The 22,857-nt window shown below is 45.1% G+C and carries 25 protein-coding genes; 10 read left to right on the plus strand and 15 right to left on the minus strand.

Annotated features, from left to right (window positions below; all coding sequences use genetic code 11):
- Positions 1–87: 87 nt before the first annotated feature.
- From NST47_RS24925 to NST47_RS24945, 5 genes are all read left to right on the plus strand, one after another.
- Positions 88–927 (plus strand): energy-coupling factor ABC transporter ATP-binding protein, encoded by an 840-nt coding sequence (locus NST47_RS24925; protein WP_341157537.1) that lies wholly within the window; start codon positions 88–90, stop codon positions 925–927.
- The gene (locus NST47_RS24930; RefSeq protein ID WP_341157538.1) at positions 917–2,821 is read left to right on the plus strand and encodes an ATP-binding cassette domain-containing protein; all 1,905 of its coding nucleotides are present in this window, start codon (positions 917–919) and stop codon (positions 2,819–2,821) included. Before NST47_RS24925 ends, NST47_RS24930 begins: the two co-directional genes overlap by 11 nt.
- Positions 2,822–2,912: 91 nt before the next feature.
- Positions 2,913–3,923: a lipoate--protein ligase gene (locus tag NST47_RS24935; RefSeq protein ID WP_341157539.1), complete on the plus strand. Its 1,011-nt coding sequence runs from the start codon at positions 2,913–2,915 to the stop codon at positions 3,921–3,923.
- A gap of 308 nt (positions 3,924–4,231) precedes the next feature.
- Positions 4,232–4,777: a DoxX family protein gene (locus NST47_RS24940; RefSeq protein WP_341157540.1), complete on the plus strand. Its 546-nt coding sequence runs from the start codon at positions 4,232–4,234 to the stop codon at positions 4,775–4,777.
- 281 nt (positions 4,778–5,058) lie between these two features.
- Positions 5,059–5,211: a DUF1540 domain-containing protein gene (locus NST47_RS24945; protein WP_076230034.1), complete on the plus strand. Its 153-nt coding sequence runs from the start codon at positions 5,059–5,061 to the stop codon at positions 5,209–5,211.
- Positions 5,212–5,324: 113 nt separating this feature from the next.
- Here the strand turns inward: NST47_RS24945 and fumC are convergent, their stop codons facing one another.
- The 3 genes from fumC to modA all read right to left on the minus strand — a co-directional run bounded on the left by fumC (position 5,325) and on the right by modA (position 8,413).
- The gene (gene fumC / locus NST47_RS24950) at positions 5,325–6,716 is read right to left on the minus strand and encodes a class II fumarate hydratase (RefSeq protein WP_341157541.1); all 1,392 of its coding nucleotides are present in this window, start codon (positions 6,714–6,716) and stop codon (positions 5,325–5,327) included.
- A gap of 170 nt (positions 6,717–6,886) precedes the next feature.
- Positions 6,887–7,561 (minus strand): molybdate ABC transporter permease subunit, encoded by a 675-nt coding sequence (modB, locus tag NST47_RS24955; RefSeq protein WP_341157542.1) that lies wholly within the window; start codon positions 7,559–7,561, stop codon positions 6,887–6,889.
- Positions 7,562–8,413, minus strand: coding sequence for a molybdate ABC transporter substrate-binding protein (modA, locus tag NST47_RS24960; RefSeq protein WP_445667397.1), 852 nt, complete (start codon positions 8,411–8,413; stop codon positions 7,562–7,564).
- Positions 8,414–8,586: 173 nt separating this feature from the next.
- On the opposite strand from modA, the gene NST47_RS24965 reads away from it, so the two are divergent.
- Together NST47_RS24965 and NST47_RS24970 are read left to right on the plus strand one after the other, a co-directional pair.
- Positions 8,587–9,624, plus strand: a complete 1,038-nt coding sequence (locus NST47_RS24965; protein WP_341157543.1) for a helix-turn-helix transcriptional regulator — start codon at positions 8,587–8,589, stop codon at positions 9,622–9,624.
- A 115-nt stretch (positions 9,625–9,739) separates the two neighbouring features.
- Positions 9,740–10,708: an MraY family glycosyltransferase gene (locus NST47_RS24970; RefSeq protein ID WP_341159750.1), complete on the plus strand. Its 969-nt coding sequence runs from the start codon at positions 9,740–9,742 to the stop codon at positions 10,706–10,708.
- Between the two features lie 160 nt (positions 10,709–10,868).
- Here NST47_RS24970 and NST47_RS24975 read toward each other — a convergent pair whose 3' ends face one another.
- The 5 genes from NST47_RS24975 to NST47_RS24995 form a co-directional block, all read right to left on the minus strand.
- Positions 10,869–11,678, minus strand: coding sequence for a sugar phosphate isomerase/epimerase family protein (locus NST47_RS24975; RefSeq protein WP_341157544.1), 810 nt, complete (start codon positions 11,676–11,678; stop codon positions 10,869–10,871).
- Positions 11,679–11,737: 59 nt separating this feature from the next.
- Positions 11,738–12,742, minus strand: coding sequence for a hydroxyacid dehydrogenase (locus NST47_RS24980; RefSeq protein WP_341157545.1), 1,005 nt, complete (start codon positions 12,740–12,742; stop codon positions 11,738–11,740).
- Between the two features lie 153 nt (positions 12,743–12,895).
- On the minus strand, positions 12,896–13,738 hold the full coding sequence (locus NST47_RS24985; RefSeq protein WP_341157546.1) for an AraC family transcriptional regulator: 843 nt from the start codon (positions 13,736–13,738) through the stop codon (positions 12,896–12,898).
- Positions 13,739–13,802: 64 nt separating this feature from the next.
- Positions 13,803–14,498 (minus strand): HAD family hydrolase, encoded by a 696-nt coding sequence (locus NST47_RS24990; RefSeq protein WP_341157547.1) that lies wholly within the window; start codon positions 14,496–14,498, stop codon positions 13,803–13,805.
- A 66-nt stretch (positions 14,499–14,564) separates the two neighbouring features.
- Complete coding sequence (locus NST47_RS24995) at positions 14,565–15,197, minus strand: pyridoxamine 5'-phosphate oxidase family protein (RefSeq protein WP_341157548.1); 633 nt, start codon at positions 15,195–15,197, stop codon at positions 14,565–14,567.
- A 276-nt stretch (positions 15,198–15,473) separates the two neighbouring features.
- On the opposite strand from NST47_RS24995, the gene NST47_RS25000 reads away from it, so the two are divergent.
- On the plus strand, positions 15,474–16,379 hold the full coding sequence (locus NST47_RS25000; protein WP_341157549.1) for an SDR family oxidoreductase: 906 nt from the start codon (positions 15,474–15,476) through the stop codon (positions 16,377–16,379).
- A 183-nt stretch (positions 16,380–16,562) separates the two neighbouring features.
- Here the strand turns inward: NST47_RS25000 and NST47_RS25005 are convergent, their stop codons facing one another.
- The 7 genes from NST47_RS25005 to NST47_RS25035 all read right to left on the minus strand — a co-directional run bounded on the left by NST47_RS25005 (position 16,563) and on the right by NST47_RS25035 (position 21,369).
- On the minus strand, positions 16,563–17,072 hold the full coding sequence (locus tag NST47_RS25005) for a GNAT family N-acetyltransferase (RefSeq protein ID WP_341157550.1): 510 nt from the start codon (positions 17,070–17,072) through the stop codon (positions 16,563–16,565).
- 35 nt (positions 17,073–17,107) lie between these two features.
- Positions 17,108–17,680: a DJ-1/PfpI family protein gene (locus NST47_RS25010; protein ID WP_341157551.1), complete on the minus strand. Its 573-nt coding sequence runs from the start codon at positions 17,678–17,680 to the stop codon at positions 17,108–17,110.
- Between the two features lie 25 nt (positions 17,681–17,705).
- Positions 17,706–18,389, minus strand: a complete 684-nt coding sequence (locus tag NST47_RS25015) for a histidine phosphatase family protein (protein WP_341157552.1) — start codon at positions 18,387–18,389, stop codon at positions 17,706–17,708.
- A 142-nt stretch (positions 18,390–18,531) separates the two neighbouring features.
- Positions 18,532–19,089, minus strand: a complete 558-nt coding sequence (gene efp, locus NST47_RS25020; RefSeq protein WP_076230020.1) for an elongation factor P — start codon at positions 19,087–19,089, stop codon at positions 18,532–18,534.
- Between the two features lie 79 nt (positions 19,090–19,168).
- Positions 19,169–20,239, minus strand: a complete 1,071-nt coding sequence (locus tag NST47_RS25025; RefSeq protein ID WP_341157553.1) for a M24 family metallopeptidase — start codon at positions 20,237–20,239, stop codon at positions 19,169–19,171.
- A 49-nt stretch (positions 20,240–20,288) separates the two neighbouring features.
- Positions 20,289–20,741: a type II 3-dehydroquinate dehydratase gene (gene aroQ / locus NST47_RS25030; protein ID WP_076230018.1), complete on the minus strand. Its 453-nt coding sequence runs from the start codon at positions 20,739–20,741 to the stop codon at positions 20,289–20,291.
- A gap of 118 nt (positions 20,742–20,859) precedes the next feature.
- Positions 20,860–21,369: a YqhR family membrane protein gene (locus tag NST47_RS25035; protein ID WP_341157554.1), complete on the minus strand. Its 510-nt coding sequence runs from the start codon at positions 21,367–21,369 to the stop codon at positions 20,860–20,862.
- Positions 21,370–21,529: 160 nt separating this feature from the next.
- On the opposite strand from NST47_RS25035, the gene NST47_RS25040 reads away from it, so the two are divergent.
- Positions 21,530–22,483, plus strand: coding sequence for a DUF1385 domain-containing protein (locus NST47_RS25040; RefSeq protein ID WP_341157555.1), 954 nt, complete (start codon positions 21,530–21,532; stop codon positions 22,481–22,483).
- A 37-nt stretch (positions 22,484–22,520) separates the two neighbouring features.
- Positions 22,521–22,790 (plus strand): hypothetical protein, encoded by a 270-nt coding sequence (locus tag NST47_RS25045; RefSeq protein ID WP_341157556.1) that lies wholly within the window; start codon positions 22,521–22,523, stop codon positions 22,788–22,790.
- The last annotated feature ends 67 nt before the right edge of the window (positions 22,791–22,857 follow it).

Below are 22,857 nucleotides of genomic sequence, written 5' to 3' on the forward strand. Positions count from 1 at the left end.
AGCACATCTTATTCCTCTTGTGGAAGAGGCAATTTGAATTTTTGAAAGTATACAGGTGAACCCATAATGGCAGGTAATGAACTAATAATGAGCAAGGTAACGGTTTATAGAAATCAATCCAGGCATAGCCTCCCCGTGCTCAACCATATCGATTTGCGGATTGCCGAGGGGGAGTGGGTGAACATTGTCGGACCTAACGGAAGTGGCAAATCAACACTCGCCCAGCTTATTGCAGGGATTCAGAGCACTCATTCCGGAAATTTTGAAAGAGGTTTTCTTCCTGAAGTTGTGCCTTATGTGATGCAGCAGCATTATTGTATCGGCGATACGCCATGGGAGGATATCATCTTCCAATTGGAAATGCGTGGTGAGGAGCCGCAGCAAATCCCAGGCATTGTTCATCAGGCACTACTGGCAGTAGGTTTGGACAACCTCATGCACCGTCCATTTGCCGAATTGTCTGGAGGACAAAAGCAGCTGGCTGCCATTGCCGGATGTATCGCAGCAAAGGCCCCGCTGCTGCTGCTCGATGAAGCGACGTCCATGCTGGACTCAACTTCACGCAAGGATGTGCTTAATACTGTCCAAGCCATTCACCGGCAGGGAGTTTCCGTGATCTGGTTGACACATCATATGGAAGAGCTGGCAGCAGGAACTCGTGTCATCGGACTGATGGATGGGAAAATCACGTTCGATGGTCCAACTGCTGCTTTCTTCTATGGTGACGAAGGTTCGCATGATTCTCCGCTGCAACCTGAGTTGAGTCCCGAAACTAGCACGGGTATGACTCCCTGCGAGCAGCTCGGGTTTGAGCCAACTTATCCGGTTCAGGTGGCCCGAGAGTTGATCAGACAAGGTATACATTTGGATAGACTGCCGCTTACTGCCGAGCAGCTTGTAGAGGTGGTGCACAAGCATGTCCGATGATTTGATTATTAGCGAATTAACATCGTTCACAACCAACGGGAACCGTCTGTCCAATCCTTTGAATCATCAGTTTCTTGCAGGCACGCTAACTCTTATACTGGGGCGCAGCGGAACAGGTAAAACTATGCTTCTCGAGATGTTATCGGGGCTGCGCGAGCCTTCCTCCGGTCAGATTAGCCTGGGAAGCACCTCACTCTGGACAGGTACCTCCAAACGGAGAAAACCGAATCGTCAGGCGCTGCTGCGATTAGGTACAGCTTTTCAACATCCGGAGCAGCAATTATTCGCCAATACCATCAAGGAAGAATTTCAATATACACTTCGACCCTTTAAGCTATCCCCTGCAGAGAGTAATCAACGTATACAGCGTGCACTTCGTCTATTTCCGGGAGAGCCCGAGTCATGGCTGGAGCGAGATCCTTTTCAATTAAGCGGAGGGCAGCAGCGGCGATTGTCACTTGCGCTGCTGCAGGCAGCAGCTCCCGACTGGCTGCTTCTCGATGAGCCTACAGCAGGTATTGATGCCGAAGGCGCCTCCCTGCTCTATGAGCAGCTGCACCAGCGAAAAGCCGAAGGTCTCGGTACAATCATCGTCACACATGATCCGGAAGCTTTGTTGACGATTGCCGACTCCGTACTTATTTTGTATGACGATTCTTTTTGGCAAGGGTCGCCTTCTGAGCTGGCAGAACAGAAACATGTATGGACCAACGCCGGGCTTGCTCTGCCTGTCCAGTTGAATACGCTGAACCTGCTGCAAGCATCAGGAATTCCGGTGCCTATCGCGAGCTGGCCCGATGCAAAAGCAGCGGCAGCTGCCATTAAATCTGCACTAACGGTCCATATGGCAGCAGGAGCACTGGAAAATCTGGAAAATCTGGAAGAGCAGACGAGGCAGACGAGAATGGATACTAACTCTGCTGAAGAAAGCTATCCTATAAACGGACCCAAGGCAGAGCAGGTTAAGATGCTCTCGCAGGGAACATCTGAATGCATAACAGGAGCTGCTCCTGGGCCCATTGCTGAATCAACACCTGTACCCATGCCTGCTGGCAATCATACTTCCGACTCCATGCATACAAAGAAATCAGGCTTTAAAGCCTATGATCCTCGTGCTGTATGGGTTGCTTATATGCTTATATCGCCGGGTATCCTTGTCCAATCCCATTGGTTTGGCTGGATAGCTGCTTTCATTGTAACGCTGGCCGTCATACGTTATGCGCGAATACCGCTGATGGAATGCTTAAAGCCTGCTGCTGGTTTGATCGTTTTTACTTTTATTGCCTCTGTCTTGTCTGGACTAGCTGTAGAAGGAGCTGAAGCCCCACTCCCAGGCAGTGAAAGTGAAACAGGCGGAATGATAGGGTCGTTTCCCTTTAACCTGCGTTTTGCAGTGAGTCCGGCTGTCGAGACGTTTTTCAGACTGAGTATACTGGTCTTGATCATGCTCATTGGGTTTGTACTGCTATCGGGAATCAATCATTTGCGACTAAAACGGGGGTTGGAGCAGGGACTTCATTGGTTAAAACGAATCCGTGTTCCCGTTGACCCTTTTGCCCTAACAGCCTCGTTGATCATTCGGTTCATTCCAATGATTATTGACGAATGGCAGCGGTTTGCAAGAATCGCCGCTGCGCGCGGCAAGCACCCTTTTCGTCCTGGGCAGATCCCCATATTCCGGATGCGAATGACGATGATTCCAATTCTCATTTCACTTCTGCGCCTTGGCGAAACCTTGTCACTGATTCTGATTGTACGAGGTGTGGGGCGTGCGGATAGCAAACCGACGATCGCCTTCCGGCTTCGCTTTAACCGTTACGATTATTGGCTTATTGCAGCGGCAGCAAGTATATTATTGGTTTTGTTAGTGCTGAACTATATAATATTCGCATAATAGAGTCCAACAAATTTGATAACGATTATCATTGTTCATTATAATAATGATGTGTAACCGAATATAACCCACTTTGGAGGTACAACATCTCATGCTGTTTATTGATAATAAAGACATTACCGATCCGGCTGTTAATCTCGCCCTGGAGGAATATTCGCTGCGCAACCTGCCCATGGACGACAGTTATTTACTGTTCTATATGAATGAACCTTCCATCATCATTGGCAAAAATCAGAATACCATCGAAGAGATCAATACGGATTACGTAGAGCAGCAGCATTTACATATCGTCAGACGTCTTTCCGGTGGCGGCGCGGTTTATCATGATTTGGGCAACCTCAATTTCAGTTTTCTGATGAAGGATGACGGGAATTCCTTTCATAACTTCGCCAAGTTCACCCAACCGGTTATCGAGATCCTTCATCGACTTGGTGTGGAGGCCGTATTGACTGGGCGCAATGACATTCAGGTCGGCGAGCAAAAAATTTCCGGCAACGCTCAGTACATATCCAAGGGACGAATGTTCAGTCATGGTACCCTGCTGTTTAATTCAGCAATGGAAAATGTAGCTTCTGCTCTTAAAGTCAAGCCTATTAAAATTGAATCCAAGGGCATTAAATCCGTTCGCTCGCGAGTCGCCAATATCTCTGATTTTCTAAGTGAGCCGTTGACGATTAAGCAGTTTAGAGACATTTTGCTGCAGCAATTATTTGATTGCTCACTTGCAGATGTACCCCAATACCATTTAACCGAAGATGACTGGGCTGCTGTTCATAAGCTGGCTGATGAGCGCTACCGCAGCTGGGATTGGAATTATGGCCGTTCACCAAAATCGAATATCCAGAATATATTTAAATTTCCTTCCGGTATTATCGATGTGCGTCTCAACGTCATTCAGGGTAAAATAGCGTCAATCCATATTTTCGGTGATTTCTTCGGCACCCATGACGTGGCTGAATTGGAACAACAGCTCACAGGCATTCAGTATGAACAGCAGGCTATTTTTAATGTTCTTAACAACATCGACATCCATCATTATTTTGGCAATCTTACAATTGAGCAATTCATGGCCCTATTATTGCTGCAGGAGATTCCACAATAACCGATTTTCAATGGAATACCCATATTATTTACTGCAACTAAACCTCCCGGCTTTTACTGAGCTTGGGAGGTTTAGTTTTATCCTAGAATACATTTAAATATTTCTTCATTGTGATTATTATCACATACATAGGATCAACGACATGTTAAATTAAGGGTGTAAGATAACAGAAAGACAACAAACGGAAGGATTGATGGAAGATGACAACACAACCACATAAACGATCCCGTAGCTGGCACAAGTAAATCAACGTTATTTTTTAAATTATGATGTGAATATTTTCACAATAAAATTAGGAGATGATACTCATGTTTGGACAATGGCTAAGAGAAAATAAATATGCAGCAGGTATCCTGCTTGTCATCAGATTGTTCATTGGTTATGAATGGCTCACTCACGGATGGCAGAAGTTAACCGCAGGATTTGATGCAGCAGGCTTTCTGAATAACGCAGTCACCAAACCCGTGATCGACAAAGCAACCAATGAACTTGTTTATCCAACCTTCACTGCATTTATCCAAAACTTTGCTTTACCCAATGTCAAGATCATTAACTTCTTGATTCCGCTCGGCGAGTTCCTGGTAGGTCTTGGCTTGATTCTCGGCGTTCTGACTACAGCGGCAGCGTTCTTCGGACTAATAATGAACTTCATGTTCATGTTCGCAGGCACTGTAAGCACGAATCCTTGGTTCATTCTTATCGGTGTGATCTTGTTCATGGCAGGAGCGAACACTGGCAGATTCGGCGTTGACCACTACCTGATGCCATACCTTCGCCAATGGTTCACACATAAGAAAAAACCTACGGACGGAGCAAAAGGAACAGGCACGAAGCCTCATACTGCACACGCATAATCTACAATATTGTACAGGAGCAGCTCCATACGAGCTGCTCTTCGGCTATCCAGGAAGTAGCGGATGATACTCCAGTGGTCCTAGCAAATCAGAAGGCTGCTTTGCCTAAATTTGATAATTGTCAGAAAATTTGCTATGCTGATCAAAGCAACTACAAATTCATACACAAAAACCCTCACTATTTTCAAATAATTGAGGGTTTCGCCGCTTGTACAAGATCCACCTTGTACAAGCCAGCTATGAAATTTGTGTTGTATTCTGCGTAAAGGAGGTGCCTGACTATGGCTAAAGACGTATTATGTGAAGTGAATTCCTGTCGTCACTGGGCTAATGAAAACCAATGTACCGCTTCGTCCATTTACATTACAAACCATCAACCCAAACAAGCACACAGCTCTGCAGAAACAGATTGCAAAACGTTTGAATCGAAATAAGCTGCGATTGCAAGAAATTCAGAAATGAATGTACGGGAACCTTCGGGTTCCTTTTTTCTTTGTGATTATGGCTTCATTCTATCAATAATGATAATTATTATCAAGTGATTTTTTTATTCTTCACCAGGATGAATCATCAGCTCCGGTTTCACCAGACGATCAAATTCCTCTTCAGTCAAAAGCTTGCTCTTAACGGCTGCCTCTTTTAGCGTAGACCCTTCTTTATGGGCAAGCTTGGCAACAGCAGCAGCATTTTCATAACCAATATGAGGATTTAAAGCAGTAACCAGCATAAGCGAACGTTCCACATTGTTTTGAATTACTGCGTAATTCGGCTCGATACCAATTGCACAGTGGTCATTAAAGGAACGAATGGAATCCGCGAGCAGCCTTGTGGATTGCAGAAAGTTATAAATAATGACCGGCTTGAACACGTTCAGCTCAAAATTGCCTTGACTGGCCGCAAAGCCGATAGTGGCATCATTCCCCATAACCTGGCAGACAACCATTGTCAATGCTTCGCTCTGGGTCGGATTCACTTTACCCGGCATGATCGAGCTGCCTGGTTCATTTGCCGGAATGATCAGTTCTCCGATGCCGCAGCGCGGTCCACTGGCAAGCCAGCGTACATCATTAGCGATTTTCATCAGGTCTGCAGCAAGAGCTTTTAAAGCGCCATGTACATAAACCAATTCATCATGGCTCGTTAACGCATGAAATTTATTGGAAGCGGATGTGAACTCTTTGCCAGTCAGCTTACTGATCTCCTCAGCTGCAATCTCGCCAAATTTGGGATGAGCATTGATTCCCGTACCTACGGCTGTTCCTCCGATTGCCAGCTCCTTCAAGGATTCGGAGCTATGTTTGATCATGAATTCCGTTTTTTCCAGCATCCGGTGCCAACCGCTGACTTCCTGTCCAAGAGTTAATGGAGTCGCATCCTGAAGATGGGTTCGGCCAATTTTGATAATTTCAGCGAATGCCTCACTTTTCTGACGAAAGGTTTCTTTTAACAGCGCAATGGCTGGCAATACCTGCTCTTCAATGGCGATTAAACCAGCAATATGCATCGCTGTTGGAAATGTGTCGTTAGAGCTTTGCGACTTATTCACATCGTCATTAGGATGAATTTTCAGCTCACTGCCCTGTGCTTTGAGAATTTGATTACCACGGTTGGCAATCACCTCGTTGACGTTCATGTTGGATTGGGTACCGCTCCCTGTCTGCCACACTACAAGTGGGAAATGATCATCAAGCTCTCCTCTAATAATTTCATCGGCAGCAGCGATAATTGCAGCTGCTTTCAGGCTATCCAGCTTGCCCAGCTTCAGGTTAGCCGCAGCCGCGCTTTTCTTGAGAATAGCAAAAGCCTGAATGATAGCTTGCGGCATTTTTTCTGTGCCAATATCAAAATTTTCAAAGCTTCGCTGCGTTTGTGCAGCCCAAAGCTGATGTGCAGGAACCTTGATTTCACCTATTGTATCCTTTTCAATTCTGTATTCCACAATTAAATCCTCCTCTGACATCTCGATTTAAACGGATTGCATCCATTTTAAATGATAACGATTATCAATGTCAAACATAGGGGTGCGATAACCCCTATGGAACGTCACACGCACGCTCTATTGTTCGACGTATGCATTACCACCTCTAGCATTACCCAATGTCTGAGTGATTACAAACTGGCTCTACGTCTTGTCATGAACAACAAAAGGAAGGAAATCAGAATGATCGAGATTGTCCAGGCCCAGGCCATTGTTGTTTTGCCTGAATCTACCGCCACATAGATCGCTGTAGGTATCGTCTGTGTAACACCTGGAATATTGCCGGCTATCATTAAGGTCGCGCCAAATTCGCCAAGACCACGGGCAAAGCCCAAAATATAAGCCGTTATGAGCGAACGTGCTGCCAAAGGCAAAGTAATGAAGCGAAAAACCTGCCATGCATTCGCCCCATCAGAACGCCCAGCCTCTTCCACACTGCTGTCGACTGAGTCAAAGCCAACCTTCATCGTCTGGTAAATCAGCGGAAAGGCTACCACTATGGAAGCAATAACAGCAGCCCACCAGGAGAAAATAACAGGTGCATGAAACAGCCACTCGATGAAGCGGCCAACGATACTTTTTCTGCCAAGCATGACTAGAAGTAAAAAGCCGATTACCGTAGGAGGCAGTACCAAGGGCAGCATAAACAGTGTTTCAAGCAGCAGCTTGCCCTTGAACGATTTGCGTGACATCCACCATGCAGCTGCGACTCCCAATAAGGCAGCAAAGATACTGGAGAGAAGTGCAACTTGAAGAGACAAACGGATTGGAGGCCAAAGCTCACCCCAATGAAGTTCAGCTGTCATTTATTTAGGAACCGTAAAACCGAATTTAACGAACACATCAAGCGCTTCTTTGGACTGCAAATAATTGTAAAAGTCTTCGGCTTCCTTGCTATGCTTGGTCGATTTCACAATACCGATAGGATACTCAACAGCTTGATAGCTCTTCGGATCGACGGCAAAGGCAACCTTTACTTTAGATGAGGTCAAAGCATCTGTTTTATAAACAAAACCCGCTTCTGCATTACCTGTCTCGATATACTGCAGCACTTGTCTGACGTCTTTCCCTTGAACCAGTCTCGGCTGTAGACTATCCCACTGCTTGCTGTAGGTTAAAGCTTCCTTGGCGTAGCTGCCAGCCGGAACACTTTCGGGTATGCCGATTGCAACATGGAGCACTTCCGGCTTCGATAGGTCCGCTTCACTGCCAATCGATACCTTGCCATCTGAAGGGACAACAACGACCAATTCATTGGTCAGCAAGTTTTTCTGCTTGCCTGCATCAATCAGCTGCTTATCAACAAGCGTCTTCATATTCTTCGTAGCCGCGGATAAAAATAAATCGGCTGGAGCTCCCTGCTCGATTTGCTGCTGCAGCGCTCCCGATGCACCAAAATTAAAGTTAAGCTTTGTACTTTTTACTTTGGCCTGATAGGCTGTCTGAATTTCTTTCAGTGCATCCGTCAAGCTTGCAGCCGCTGAAATTGTCAGCTCCACCGCTTCTGCAGGCGCTTGAGCTGGACTTGCACTTTGCTGCTGCTTTGAACCAGCTCCGGCTTCAGCCATTGGCTCCGTCTTGGTCCCACAGCCGGCAATCAGTAAAGTCATCGCAATAATAGGTACCCATAATTGATTTCTTACAGCTTTTTTCCTCATCATCGAACCTCCATATATTATAATTAGATATAATTAGTTATATTTGATTATAGTTGATTACTCAGAAATTTTTCAAGCTATGACTGAACATGATTTAAAACTGAAACTAATCTAGATGTGATACAATTAATAATTGAAATGAATCTTTCCAAATCAAGCACGTGGAGGTCTACATGTCCAACGATTCCTCGTATACAACCGAAGATATATCCAGGCTTTTAAAAATATCCAAGCTCACCGTCTACGATCTAATTAAAAAAGGCGAGCTTCCCTCCTATCGGGTTGGCAAACAAATGCGCGTAGACGCGGCAGATCTTGAAGCCTACAAGCAGAGATCCAAAACGATGCAGGCGACACTCCACCCCCAATCTGCAGAAACTCCGCCCTCACAGTATCCAGCCCTGCAACCAGAGAAGCTGGACAACTCTGAGCATACAGCAGTGCTTCATTCACCATCTGCTCATTTTAATTCATCGCCTACCCATTTTCCGAACTTAAACGGAACTCGTCCTCTCGTGATTACAGGCCAAGATATGAGTCTTGATCTATTAGCCAAGCATATGGAACGAAGCATTCAAGGCATTCGACCTTTGCGGGCATTTGTTGGCAGCATGGACAGTTTAATATCGATGTACAAGGGTGAATCCGATATTGTGAGCACTCATTTGCTCGATGGGGATACAGGAGCATATAATTTGCCATATATTCGTACGCTGCTTGTCGGCTCTTCCTATGTAGTAGTTAACCTGGTTTCACGTCAAGCCGGTTTGTACGTACAGCGCGGCAACCCATTAAAGCTCAGCCATTGGAGCGATTTAAGCAGACCCGGTCTTCGGCTTGTGAATCGTGAAAAGGGTTCTGGTGCCAGGGTGCTGCTCGATGAGCAGCTGCGGTTGCAGCATATAGCGTCTAGCCAAATAAACGGATACGATCAGGAGGAAACGAGCCACCTCGCAGTAGCCGGAAAAGTAGCAGCAGGAGGGGCCGATGTTGGAGTTGGTATTGAGAAGGCAGCCTTAATGGTCGGTAATCTCGAATTTATTCCGTTAATTCAGGAGCGATATGATCTGGTTATGCTAAAAAAACCGGAAAATAAGATTTGGCTGGAACACGTTCTTAAGCTATTGCAAACGGAAGCCTTTCACAATGATCTTCGTTCCATTCATGGATATGATCTATCCTTAACAGGGCAGGTTCTGTACGAAACCTAAAAATTCTGCAATCCCCAGGTGCTGCAATTGAATAAGTCCTGCTTGACTGCTCACTTGATTTCAATCGACAATCTTCTCTATTAAATGTATACTTATGGAATCATAACAATCGGTGGTGACGATTATTTTATATGCTTTTTCCTTTCTAATTTCATTTGTCATTGTGCTGCTGCTCATTCCCCCTTTTGGGAAATTGGCGTTTCGATTGGATTTTGTGGACAAGCCCCGTCAGGACGTAGAACGTAAAATTCACCGAGAGCCTATCCCGCTTACGGCAAGCTATGTGATCTTTATTGGTTTTTTTATTACTTATCTTCTGGTTACCCGAGATTTCAGTCTACAAACTGGCGCTATTTTTGCAGGCGGGGTTTTATTATTGGTGATAGGTACGATGGATGATTGGTACAAAACCAAGGGCAAAGACTTTCCTGCTTTACCGAAGCTCATTGTTCAAGTATCAGCCGCCATTCTGGTTTATGCTTCAGGAATCACCTTCGATGGCTTTTATAACCCGTTTTCAGGTGAATATGTAGTGCTTCCGGTACTGCTGCAATTTATATTAACGATCTTATGGATCTTCGGTGTCACGACAGTCATTAATTTCTCGGACGGCATGGATGGACTTGCTGGCGGACTCTCTGCCATATCGGCTATTACCCTGTTTATCGTAGCCTTAGCAAAAGGTCAATCCAACTCCGCCATTATGGCCATTATTTTGGTCGGTGTGACCATCGCTTACTTGCGATATAACAAGCCACCCGCCAAAATCTTCATGGGTGATGCCGGAGCAACCTTTCTCGGATTTATACTGGCGGTTATAGCTTTGGATGGCGCCTTTAAGCAAGCCACTGTACTATCGCTTTTTATCCCGATTCTCGCTCTCGGTGTTCCGATCTTCGATAACATCTTTGTCGTCGTCAAGCGGTTTTTGCAAGGAAAATCCATTTATCAAGCAGATGCAAGCCAAGCGCATTATCGTCTGCTGCGTGCGGGTCTCAACCATAAGCAGGTCGTATTATTCCTCTGTTTGATCAGTACTTGTCTGTGTTTATCTTCCATTATTTTATTACTCGTACAAATATAAAAAAGACTGCTGGGTTGTTCAACTGAACTGCGCCCCTTTAAGTAGACAGGTTTACAAAATAAACCACTCTACTTAAAGGGGAGCATATCAAACATGAACCCAGCAGTCTTTTATTTATGAAATCAACTCCATGTAATCCACTACAGAACTAACTTGTGAATCAAGCCAATGCTCTCATAAATTGTACATATTGCGGGAATGACTCCTCCGCGTTCTGGATCTCCGGGTGCCACTTTTTCTCCCATTCAAATGTAAAGTAGCCGTCATACCCGTTCTCTTGTAACAGCTTGATCGTATCTACTAATGGTATATCGCCTTCCCCGGTTAAACAATATTGAAATTGACCGTCAGTATGTGGCAACAGCTTTGAATCCTTCACATGGGTGTATTCCACCCAAGGACTTAGTGATTGCCATGTATCCGTCGGCTGCTCACCCAGCGTCCGGACTGGATGATGCAGATCCCATAGTACAGCAATCGCTTCTGTATCTACCTGCTCCATAACCGCTTGGACATCAGCACTTGCGGTCCAGTCATCGTGGGTTTCCAGCAGCAGCTTCACACCATGCGCCTTCGCCAACGCACCCAGCTCTTGAAAATGCTGTACCATGGTATGGACAGCCTCTGCACGATCCGTGTCACCTATAGCCCCACCGAATACACGAATATAACGGGTGTTAAATATGGAGCAGAGCTTGACGTATTCTTTGATTTCCTCTACATTCTTCTCGAAATTCTCCTTGGAGAACACATGTACCGAGCTGGAAAAGCACGATACCTGAAGTCCAGCAGCTTTAATTTGATCTCGGGTCTGGAGTACATCAACAGAGAAAGCCGGAAGCTTGTAGATGTTCATTTCCCCGGAAACTCCACGAAAATCTATCGCATCAAAACCATATTCAACAGCTCTATCGATAATTAAATCCAGCTCCCATTCGGGACATCCTAATGTAGTAAAAGATAATTTCATTATATCCTCGCTCCCCTGATTAGAATTCTAGTCCCAATCATCATCAATGTTATGGTTAGTTATTGTGCAGTCATTCGCAAGAAGCGTTCTTCGTTCACTTCTCTTAAGCATGGTTGCCCTGACGTGAATCTGACCAAGTCCTCCACTACCATCGCAGCCAGCTGCGACTTCCAATAGCCGGAAAAGGCGCCAATGTGCGGTAAGCACAACACATTGGACAGCTTCAGCAGAGTATAGTCTGCCTGAACAGGCTCACTATGGTACACATCCAATGCGGCAGATATGCGCCCGGATGTAAGCTGCTCCAGCAAAGCCGTCTCATCAATCAAAGGACCTCGTGCCGTGTTGATTAACAAAGCACCGTCGGCAAGCAGCTTTAATTGCTCTTTACCTATCATCCCTCTTGTAGACGTCGTCAATGTATCATGAAGGGACACGATACGGCTGTTCCTTAACACATCCTCCAGACTGCAGAGAGTAACACCGAGCGCCTGCGCTTCCTCCACTGAGCAATAAGGTGAATACAATAGCACTCGCGTGTTAAAGGCATGAAGGATACGGATAACCTCTCTGGAAATTTCACCAAGACCAATGATCCCAACTGTCTGGCCGGATAGTCCCATAACCGTATTGCCGCTGCCGCTGTCTCCCCACAGTCCGTTTTTCAATCGATCACGGTAATTCGAAATTTCCCATGAGCCGCTCATCATAAGCGTTACAGCCAGTTCAGCCGTGGATCTGGCAAGCGCCGTATTCGCATTGACCACTTTTATAGGTGTTTGGAAAATCGCCGGATCGACATAGGGTGTTAACGTTCCAGCTGCATGACCGACAAAGCTTAGGTGCTTCGCTTGGGCCAACACTTCGGCGGTTAACTTTGGCGAACCCCAGGATGTCAGACAAGCATCATATTGATGGATGTCCTGTTCAAATTGATCCACTCGATACGGTATCCCTTCTGTCACCCAGTCAACTTCGGCTACCGACTCTAATTGCCTGATCACCTCTTCGGTAAATATCAGCTGCTTTAGTTCCTTTTTCCATACCGTTACTAATGTTCGCATCACTAATCTCCAATCAGGCAGCTCATCCCATTTTGCAAATCTGCAATTCTGTGAATGATAGCTTAGTAGGTTCGAGGCCTTCATCATGTTCCTAAACTCATTATAGCTGAAGCCTCGTGAAGGGGGACCTCACAATCTTCTTACAAAACTACACTATTTACCGATATTTATATGATTTCGTTTGTAAGCATAAGGCGTGACTCCATACTTGATTTTAAACGTTTTAAAAAAATGCCCGGTGTGCAAGTAACCTACTGCTTCCATCACCTCTCCCACCGACAAATCCGATTGAAGCAGCAGCTCACCAGCTTTACGTAAACGCAGCTCCGACAGAAAACCGCTGAAAGTGACTCCGGTGACCATTTTGAACAGCGAACTGAAATAATTAGGCGAAACAGATACTCGCGAGGCTGCCTCTTTTAAAGTCAGCGGTTTATCGAGGTGCTGCTCCATATGATGAATGACCTCACGTATAGACTGTTCATAACCGGACCCTGCCTGCTGAGCCCAGCCTCTGACCTCGCGGGTGATCATGACGAGAATCTTCAGCAAATCAGCGCGGACCGCATATTGATGATAGGCATCCTTAATATCCAGCTCGCTTTTGATCTCCTCTACCAGACGCTCGATGACGATCTGTGAACGAGGGGACAAATTGATCAGCAATGGACAGGTTAATGAAATTTTCGATAGTTCCTTAATGTTTTCCTCGAGAAGTGAAGGCATAAAATCCAGCTGTACCAGTTCAAAGGCTTGTTTATCAATCGGCATAAAACAGTGCATCGTAGAGGTAGGAATGGAGAATAAATCTCCGCGCTGCAAATCCATCTGCTGACCTTCAACCACATGCCGGCACACGCCGGTCAGAACATAACAAATTTGCAAAAACTCATGGCCATGAGAGAACGGATTGTAGTTGGTTTCCGTCCTGATTTCAAATTTGATCGGAAAGTCCTCCTGCATAAAGTCCTTATACTGGAACACCGGTGCATTCATAAGGGCAATCACCTCTCGGAAATCTTTCTTGTGCAACATTCATCCTGTTTGATGCAGACTACTATCATTTCTCAGTCTGTAACTGCTCATAAAGCTCAATCGGTTTCGTTAATCGTGGAAAACCTGAGATTTTACTGCTGATGAAGTCGGGGACGTACCAGGCCGCCTGATACGCATCCATACCAGCATTGCGAGCTCCTGCCAATTCGTTAGAGCCACCATCTCCAACAAACATGCAATGCTTTGGGTTGACCCCCAAACGCGAACAGGCTAGCTCATATATAGCAGCATCCGGCTTTGCACACCCAACTTGATAAGAAAAAATCACCTCATCAAAATAATCCGCTAACGGACATTCTGCCCATCCCTGAACTTCTTCCTCCGTGCAGTTACTAATTAGGCCCAGCTTGACAGGCTCTCTCTTCAATTGCTTCAACAAGTCGATAACATCCGTGTTTATATCTATAAAAGGCACTCTTTTTTCATGAATACGCTCTTGGTAAAGGGCTTCGATAACTTGCTCTACATAGGGCACATCGTTCTTTTCAAGAATATCCATCATGACTGCGTGGTAGGTTGGAAATCCTCCATTCATTCTCATCTCTTGCCGTTTGTTCCACTGCTGCTGGAACTCGCTGTTAGAAAGACCTATTAAATTGCCGTAATCTCTGGATGCTCTACTCACTTTGCGACTACCATTGACGAATTCAGTGATCAAGGTTTCAAAAAGATCAAATATAATAGCTTCCGTTTGTGCCATGCTCAGCTCTCCCTGGTTTAGGTTTGCATGCGTGCAGGTTGTTGATATTCCTTAATAATGTATCAGCTAATACAGCCTTTTCTCATAGCTTTCCTGCAGTCCCTTATTTATGATGTCGACGGTGTATTCAGCAGAATTCACATGAGACGATAAAATAGTGGGAACCGACGGCAGCTCCTCCTGATCTACCCACGTATGGGAATCCCATAGTCCCGATCGTTTAAAAGCCTTGGCACAATGAATAAAACATTCCTCTACCTCAATACCGATTCCCAAGCTTGGCTGTTTGTCCCTGACTTTCATTTGCTGCAAAATTTCATCATCCTTGATCACATAGGCTTTACCGTTAACCCTTAGGGTTTCTTCAAGACCAGGAATGAGAAAGATAAGTCCAATAGCAGGATTGAGTATAATATTTCTTAGTGAGTCGATTCTGCGATTGCCCGGTCTTTCCGGTATGACTATGTACTGTTCATCCAGAACCAGTACAGACCCTGGTGCATCCCCGCGGGGAGAAACATCACAGCATCCTCGATCATCCGAGGTTGCGACAAACAGTAAAGGGGATAGGGCAATAAAATCCCGACAATGCTGATCCAATCGATTAATCCCCTTCTTCATAACCAGCTCACTCGGATAGCCTACAATTTCCCGAATCTCTTCTTCCGAGCTCAATATTTCTTTAAAAGGACAATCCATACTAAGTCCTCCATCCATGATTGTAAGTAATTGTCATTATCTTTTTTTCACATTTATTATAATCGAGGGCATTTACAAACCATCTGCAGGCAGTCCTAGAATCTCACAATACCAATCACTTGGCGTTATGTATGCTGCTGACCAAAATGAATACGGTACCAATCTCGTTTTTTAAAAAAATGGTCTATTTGACCCTAATCATATATTTCTTTCACAAGTAATGCGTCACTTGAATAGGGTGGGCTTATAGGCATTTATAACAAACAGGAGGTTCACATGACCCATTATCCGATGTATCCGTATTACAGCAAGGAAGACAAGTGTTATGAGCAGCCCATCTCCTTTCCACCACAGCATCAGGATCGGCAGCCAGGCCTTGAATACTTAATGGACCCTCCCCCTATATACGAAAACCCTGCCTATCGGGGTAGCGGCAAGCTTGCAGGGAAGGTTGCCATTGTTACGGGTGGGGACAGCGGCATCGGCCGCGCCGTAGCTATTGCATTTGCCAAGGAAGGTGCAGATGTAGTCATCGCTTACCTCTATGAGCAGCCTGACGCGGATGTAACAGCCGCACGCATACGCCAGCTTGGACAGCGCTGTCTCCCCATTCGTATCGATGTACGTTCCAAAAGCAATTGTCAATCCATTGTTGATGCAGCAGTCGGAACTTTCGGCAAGCTGAATATACTTGTAAACAACGTAGGCGTTCAGTACCCGCAGCAAAAACTGACCGATATCAGTGAAGAACAGCTGCTGCAAACCTACCAGACGAATATCTTCTCGTATTTCTTTATGGCACAGGCAGCTCTTCCCCATTTAACCCGTGGAGATAGTATCATCAACACCGCCTCCATTACCGCTTACCGAGGCAGCAAAAATCTGATTGATTATTCCTCTACCAAAGGAGCCATCGTCTCTTTCACCCGTTCATTTGCGTTAAATGTAGTAGAAGAGGGCATTCGTGTCAATGCTGTAGCTCCAGGTCCGATATGGACACCGCTTATTGTATCCAGCTATAACGCACAGGAGGTTTCCGTCTTTGGTTTGGACACCCCGATGAAACGCGCGGGACAGCCGTTTGAGCTGGCGCCAGCTTACGTTTATTTAGCGAGTGATGACTCCCGTTTTGTAACCGGGGAAACGATGCATATTAATGGCGGTGATTTTATCACCTCTTAAAAGTAATCATAGCCCGTCATCGAGCATATTGTGTCTTAATCTGCTTCTGCCGGGCTCTTTTTCATGTCATAACCATCATACTTCATCGTCAGCTCATCTACCTGAAATCGCGTCTTCTTGTACAATAGCACGGATATAAGTATTCATATAGCCTATATCGGCATTTCTGATCCTTTTTAACTGTCATAAAACAGCTTTTTCATATAAATTTGCAGCCCAGCCCTTACCCTCCGTACGTCCTCGAAATTCAAATCCGGCGGTTACATAATATTCGTTTAATTTCACATTACTCGGTACGCAATCCAGCCTGAGCAGCTTTTTACCATTCATTTTCATATATGTCTCACACCAACGAAGCACTGTATTCCCAATACCTAAGCCGTTATATTCTCTCTTCACGACTAGTTTATGTAAGTAACCGGCTTCATTATCGCCATCCAGCTCTTTCCAGATGATAGCATCGTTCCACTGGATCGATAAGCCTCCAATAATCGCACCGTTCCAGTTCACCTGGTACAGCTCCGTCTGCCGGATCAGATTGTGCATATGCTCGGTTGTAAAATCACTTGTTCTCCATTGATCAATACCCTTTGCTTCCATCCAGGCAGCCGCTTCTATGTACAAAGACTGCAGTTTAGCCAGATCCAGCTCATCTACTCTTTGAATATCTACCCGATTGATCTTATCTTTCATCGCTTCACCTCTTTTATTACGTCCATCTCATTGATCTATTTGTTCATTATGTCTTTAAATAACTGCTCTTGTTCTTCATACCGACCTTCATAAATGTTCAAATAATCGAACACCTCAAATGAAAAATCAACAAATGCGCGGCCTTTGGCTGTAATGATATTTCCGTCCCTCACAACCCTCTCATCCCTATAGTTCACTCTGGGGAAAGGGTCCTCGACACCGAGCTTATGGATCGCTTCTACCGAGCATGAGGTGGTGAAGGCATGACTGTGCAGCACTCCTGCTCTCCCCAGATATTGAGGCCCATTACATATCGCTGCGAGCAGCAACTTGCCGCTATTCAGCTTAACTATCAGGTCAGTAAGCTCCGGTCGTTGATCTTGGATTGGCCCTCCGGGAATAATAAGTGCTTCAATATCATCAAGCTGCAACGCTTCCGATACTGTCAAATTGGGCTTATAATACAGTCCGGACTCACTCATGACAGCTTCATAGGTGTAACCGGCTGAAAGCACATCCCTCTGGCCTATGTTCTTTATTTTATGAAATGCCAACGTAATCTCAAAATCCGCAAAATCCTCAGTGACCAGACATATTATTTTTCCCATGGCAAACACCTCTCTTTCAGTTCATTCAAGTCAGTTCCAGACCTTCTTCTTGATAATGGGATATATCCGCGTGTAAAATAATTTCCGGTACACCGTTTAAAAGCTCGACTTTGCACAAGCAGGCTGGATGGATATAGGGAAGATTCCAAATGTTGTTCATCGGACGATTTTCAAACAAGGCCATTAACAATTTCACAACAACACTGTGAGTTACAATAAGGATGGATTTACCTTGATGTTCATATAGAATACGATTTAATTCATTCACGGACCTTTCGGATACAGCACGGAAGGTTTCGCCGCCCATTATCTGAAATTTCTCTGGATCATTCCAAAAATAATCCCATGCTTCCGGATCGCTATCCTGAACCTCTTCCTGTGTTCTCCCCTCCCAGACACCCATATTTATTTCCTTGAAAGCATCGCTCTCCTTAATTTCGATATTTCGGGTATGTCTTATTAATTCAGCTGTTCGTACCGCTCTATGGCTTGAGCTTGAGTAGATGATATCGATCTTCGTGTCTTCCAAAGCTTCACTCAGCCACTGCGCCTGTTGAATCCCTTTTTCTGTCAAAGGTGAATCCTGATGACCTTGTATTTTATGCTGAATATTCCACTCCGTTTGTCCATGCCTCACTATGTATAATGTGGTTTTATCCTCTGTATATTCTTTTAGATTAATCAATCGATTCACCAGTCCTTTATGCATACAGAGGTTCGATCCCCCTTTTTAATTAAACCAAAAAATATCATAATCTACAATCAAATAAGAACGACTCAGCCTGCAAATTGGATAGCAAAAAATCCACACCGGTTTCGGTATGGATTTAGATTTTTAAATCTGGTATGGACTAAGCGCGGGAAATGTATTTACCTTCACGGGAGTCGATCAACAGCACATCACCTTCATTAATGAACATAGGCACTTGTACAGTCAATCCCGTTTCCAGCGTTGCACTTTTGGTTGCACCAGTAGCAGTGTTGCCTTTAATACCCGGCTCTGTTTCAACAACTTTAAGCTCAATGCTGTTCGGCAGGTTAATTCCAAGAATTTCGCCTTGGTAGCTCATGATATGAATCATCATGTTTTCTTTAAGGAATTTAAGCTCCCATTCCAATTGCTTGGCATCCAGACTGAACTGGTCGTAAGTTTCGGTATCCATGAACGTATACTCGGTACCACTGGCATACAGATATTGCATCTCACGGTTCTCGATGTGAGCACGGCCTACGTTTTCACCGGCACGAAAAGTACGCTCAACGGTATTGCCATTACGCAGGTTTTTAAGCTTGGAGCGTACGAATGCTGCACCCTTACCCGGTTTTACGTGTTGAAAATCAATTACGGTAAATAGGTCATGCTCCACTTCAATGGTAAGGCCTGTCTTAAAATCGTTTACTGAAATCACGGAAAAATACCTCCCTAAAAATGTGAGCAGCCAGCCTGGTGCTAATCAGCTAACCCAAGCAGCTGCCAAAGATTTAATCTCAAGCCAACACAATCAAGTCTTTGCTTGAATGCGTTAATATGTGAATACCGGTCTCTGTGATGACAATATCGTCCTCGATGCGAACCCCGCCAAAGCCTGGCAAATAAATGCCCGGTTCGACCGTCACAGTCATACCTGGTGTTAAAACCGTATCTCCCTGTACCGACAAGCGCGGCGCTTCATGAATTTCCATTCCTAATCCATGACCCGTTCCATGTCCAAAATAGTCCCCGTAGCCATGCCGCTTGATCACATTTCTCGCAATTGCATCTGCTTCCTTACCCGTCATACCCGGTCTGATCTTGTCCAGAGCTTCCAGCTGAGCCTCAAGTACGATATGGTAAATTTCCTTGTGCTTATCTGTAGGCTGGCCAACTACTACCGTGCGTGTAATGTCCGAGCAATAGCTTTTGTAATACGCGCCGTAATCCAGCTTGACGAACTCGTTCGTTTGGATCACTCGTTCACTTGCTTTGCCATGCGGCAGAGCTGAACGCTCACCTGAAGCGACAATCGTCTCGAATGAGGTAGACGTTGCGCCATTTTTGCGCATGAATATTTCGATTTCGAGTGCAATATCAATCTCTTTGGCGCCAGTCTGAATGAACGATAAAATATGATCAAAAGTACGGTCAGCCAAATCAGCAGCTTCCTGCATGACAGCCAGCTCCGACGCATCCTTGATCATCCGCAGCTTTTCTACCAATCCACTGGTTGCCTGAAGCTGAACCCCGTTTAATGCATCAGACGTGCTTAGGAAGGTTCCATAGGTCATATCATCCTGCTCAAAGCCTACCTTCGTAATACCCAACTTCAACAGCAGGTCCTTGACGGTAGCCATTGCCTTTGGTGCATGCTCCACCACTTCATAACCGATAGCCTGTTTAGGGGCTTGTGTCATATATCGAAAATCCGTCAGCAGATACGCCTTCGACTCCGAAATCAGCACATAACCTGAGGAACCGGTGAACCCTGTCATATATTGACGATTAGTCGCATTCGTAATCAGAATGGCCTGCAGCCCTTGCTCCTGAAGCGCGTAACGCAATTTATCCAAACGTCCTTGCATGTGGTTTCCCTCCTAAAAGTTTTCCTTCGGAAAACTGACTTCGTAAGCATCACTTCGTAAGATTTGCCTCATCCAGGTGTTTGACTAAAGCACGAAGACCCAGCTCATAGCCATCGGCTCCAAGACCAGCAATTTGACCAAGCGCAACGGGAGCTATAACCGAAACATGGCGGAACGGCTCTCTTTTATGGATATTGGAAATATGTACTTCAATCAATGGCAGCTGAACTGCGCTTATCGCGTCACGAATGGCATAGCTATAATGGGTAAACGCTCCGGGATTCATAAGGATACCCTGCTGCTTGCCGAAAGCCTCATGAATTTTATCAATCAGCGCGCCTTCATGATTGGATTGAAAGCATTCCAGCTCCACATCCAGCTCTACAGCGAGCTTTCGAAGATTATCTTCTATGGCTTGCAGCGACAATGAACCGTATATGCCTGGCTCTCGAACACCCAGCATATTCAAATTAGGGCCATTTAATACCAAAATTTGTTTCAAAGCAGACCCTCCATAACCAACAAAAGTTGACTAAAATTCGCGTACCTCTTATTTTACCATAAGTTTCTTCGATTTGAGAACTGTTTTTTCGATAGGTTCATGTTTACAGCGAATAAGCTCATTCTGCCTGCGGGTTGGACCCGCCGTTTTTGAATGGCTCACGTTCGCGTTCATCGTTAAACTCAAAGGCAATACTGTAGCCGATAAACAGGCCCCAAAGTATGAATAAACACAACTCGGTCAGTATCGTTTTTAAATCAAGATAAGCAATCCAATTCATCATTCCTGTAATGGGACCGATCAATAAAAAAATCAAGCCCCACCATATCGCCCCGTAGCCAAGTCCTGCCCAAGGTCCAGCCGATTTGGCAAAAATCAAAGCGTACAACATTGAAGCTGCTATAGAAAACACGATAAATACGCACCAACCGAGCAAGTAACCTTGCCACGTCACCAAAAAGCTGCTTTTAAAAAACGGCTCAACCATAAATCCTGGCGACAGGTTACTGAAGTGAAACAGGCTTTCCGCCATCTTGACTGCTCCCCAAATCAATCCAGCATAAAAGCCGATATACAATGAAAAAAACCATTTATTAGAACTACGAGCGGCTGCTTGTTCTTTCTCCATCGTGATCCTCCATTCCGTGCAAAGGTTAGACTGTCCATTCGGGCTGGTAAAGTTAGTATACGCATTTTTCTGTTAACTAAACGATAGTAGCTTTCTCTCTTTGAATCCGATACAATAATGAAGAAACCTCACTCATCATTTACAAAAGAAGGTGCAGATCGTGTCGCAAAAAGAGCAGCCAAGTGGAATTTACGGAGGTCAGGCCGTAATCGAAGGAGTTATGTTTGCAGGTCGAACTGTACACGTTACGGCGGTACGCCGAAAAGATAATTCCATTCAATATTTAGAAGTTCCAAAGAAAGAGATCGGGTGGGTTCAAGTCTTAAAAAAGATCCCTTTTATCCGTGGTATTGTAGGTATTGTAGAAGCAAGTGCCAAAGGCGCACAGCATTTGAATTTTTCAGCAGAATCATTTGCCGAAGGTGAACAGGACCCTCAGGAAGTGAAGAAAGAACAGAAGGAATCCATGGCTGGACGGGTGTCCATGATTCTCGGAGTTGCCGTTGTCGGCGTGCTGTCCTTTGTATTTGGTAAGTTCGTCTTCACCCTCGTTCCTCCTATTATTGAGCAGCTGCTGTTTGCTAACGTATTCCACAACCAGATTGGACATAATTTAATTGAAGGCCTGATCAAAATCATTTTACTGGTAGCCTACATTTATTTTATTTCCTTAACACCGATGATCAAGCGTCTGTTTCAATACCATGGGGCCGAGCACAAAGTAATCAGTGCTTATGAAGCTGGCATGGATCTAACCGTCGCCAATGTTCAAAAGTTCAGTACGCTGCATTATCGCTGCGGCAGCAGCTTTATCGTGTTCACTGTGCTCGTGGGTGTCATCATTTATTCATTTTTCACTTACGATTCGTTTATTGAGCGCATCGTGCAGCGGATTGTGCTACTTCCTGTAGTCATTGGTGTTTCTTACGAGGTCCTTCGATTCACCAACAGCTTGCGTGAAGTGCCTGTCCTGCGTTATCTGGGTTATCCAGGATTGTGGCTGCAAATGCTCACAACCAAGCAGCCTGATAATTCCCAGGTAGAAGTTTCCATTGCATCCTTTAACCGGATGAGAGAAATCGATCAGGAAGCTCAAGCTCTAACTGTAAAGTAACTAAGTTTTCTACGAAAACTCTTAAGGAGGAAACGTAATGAAATCTGGCCGTTATTCTGTCGCAACTTACATTATTCTGGGATTAGCTTTGATAGGTGTTGCCTCAATGGCTTACCAGCTGATCATCCCGATTGTCGTGTTCGGCGTCATTTTCCTGTTACTGAAGTACCCACCCAACAAATGGGGCAAAAGTAAGACGACCTCACCGCGTTTTGGCAAAGGAAAAGAAAGACGTACCCGGGATGCCACCTTTCGTGTCATCAACGGAAATAAGGGAAACTCGGATGAGCCTCCCAAATATCATTAAACGGCGAGCTTCTCGCCGTTTTTTATTTTGCCATCTAATCATGCCCAGCTTTCGTGCGCTCCTTATA

The organism is Paenibacillus sp. FSL H8-0034 (assembly GCF_038000305.1).
Lineage (GTDB): Bacteria > Bacillota > Bacilli > Paenibacillales > NBRC-103111 > Paenibacillus_S.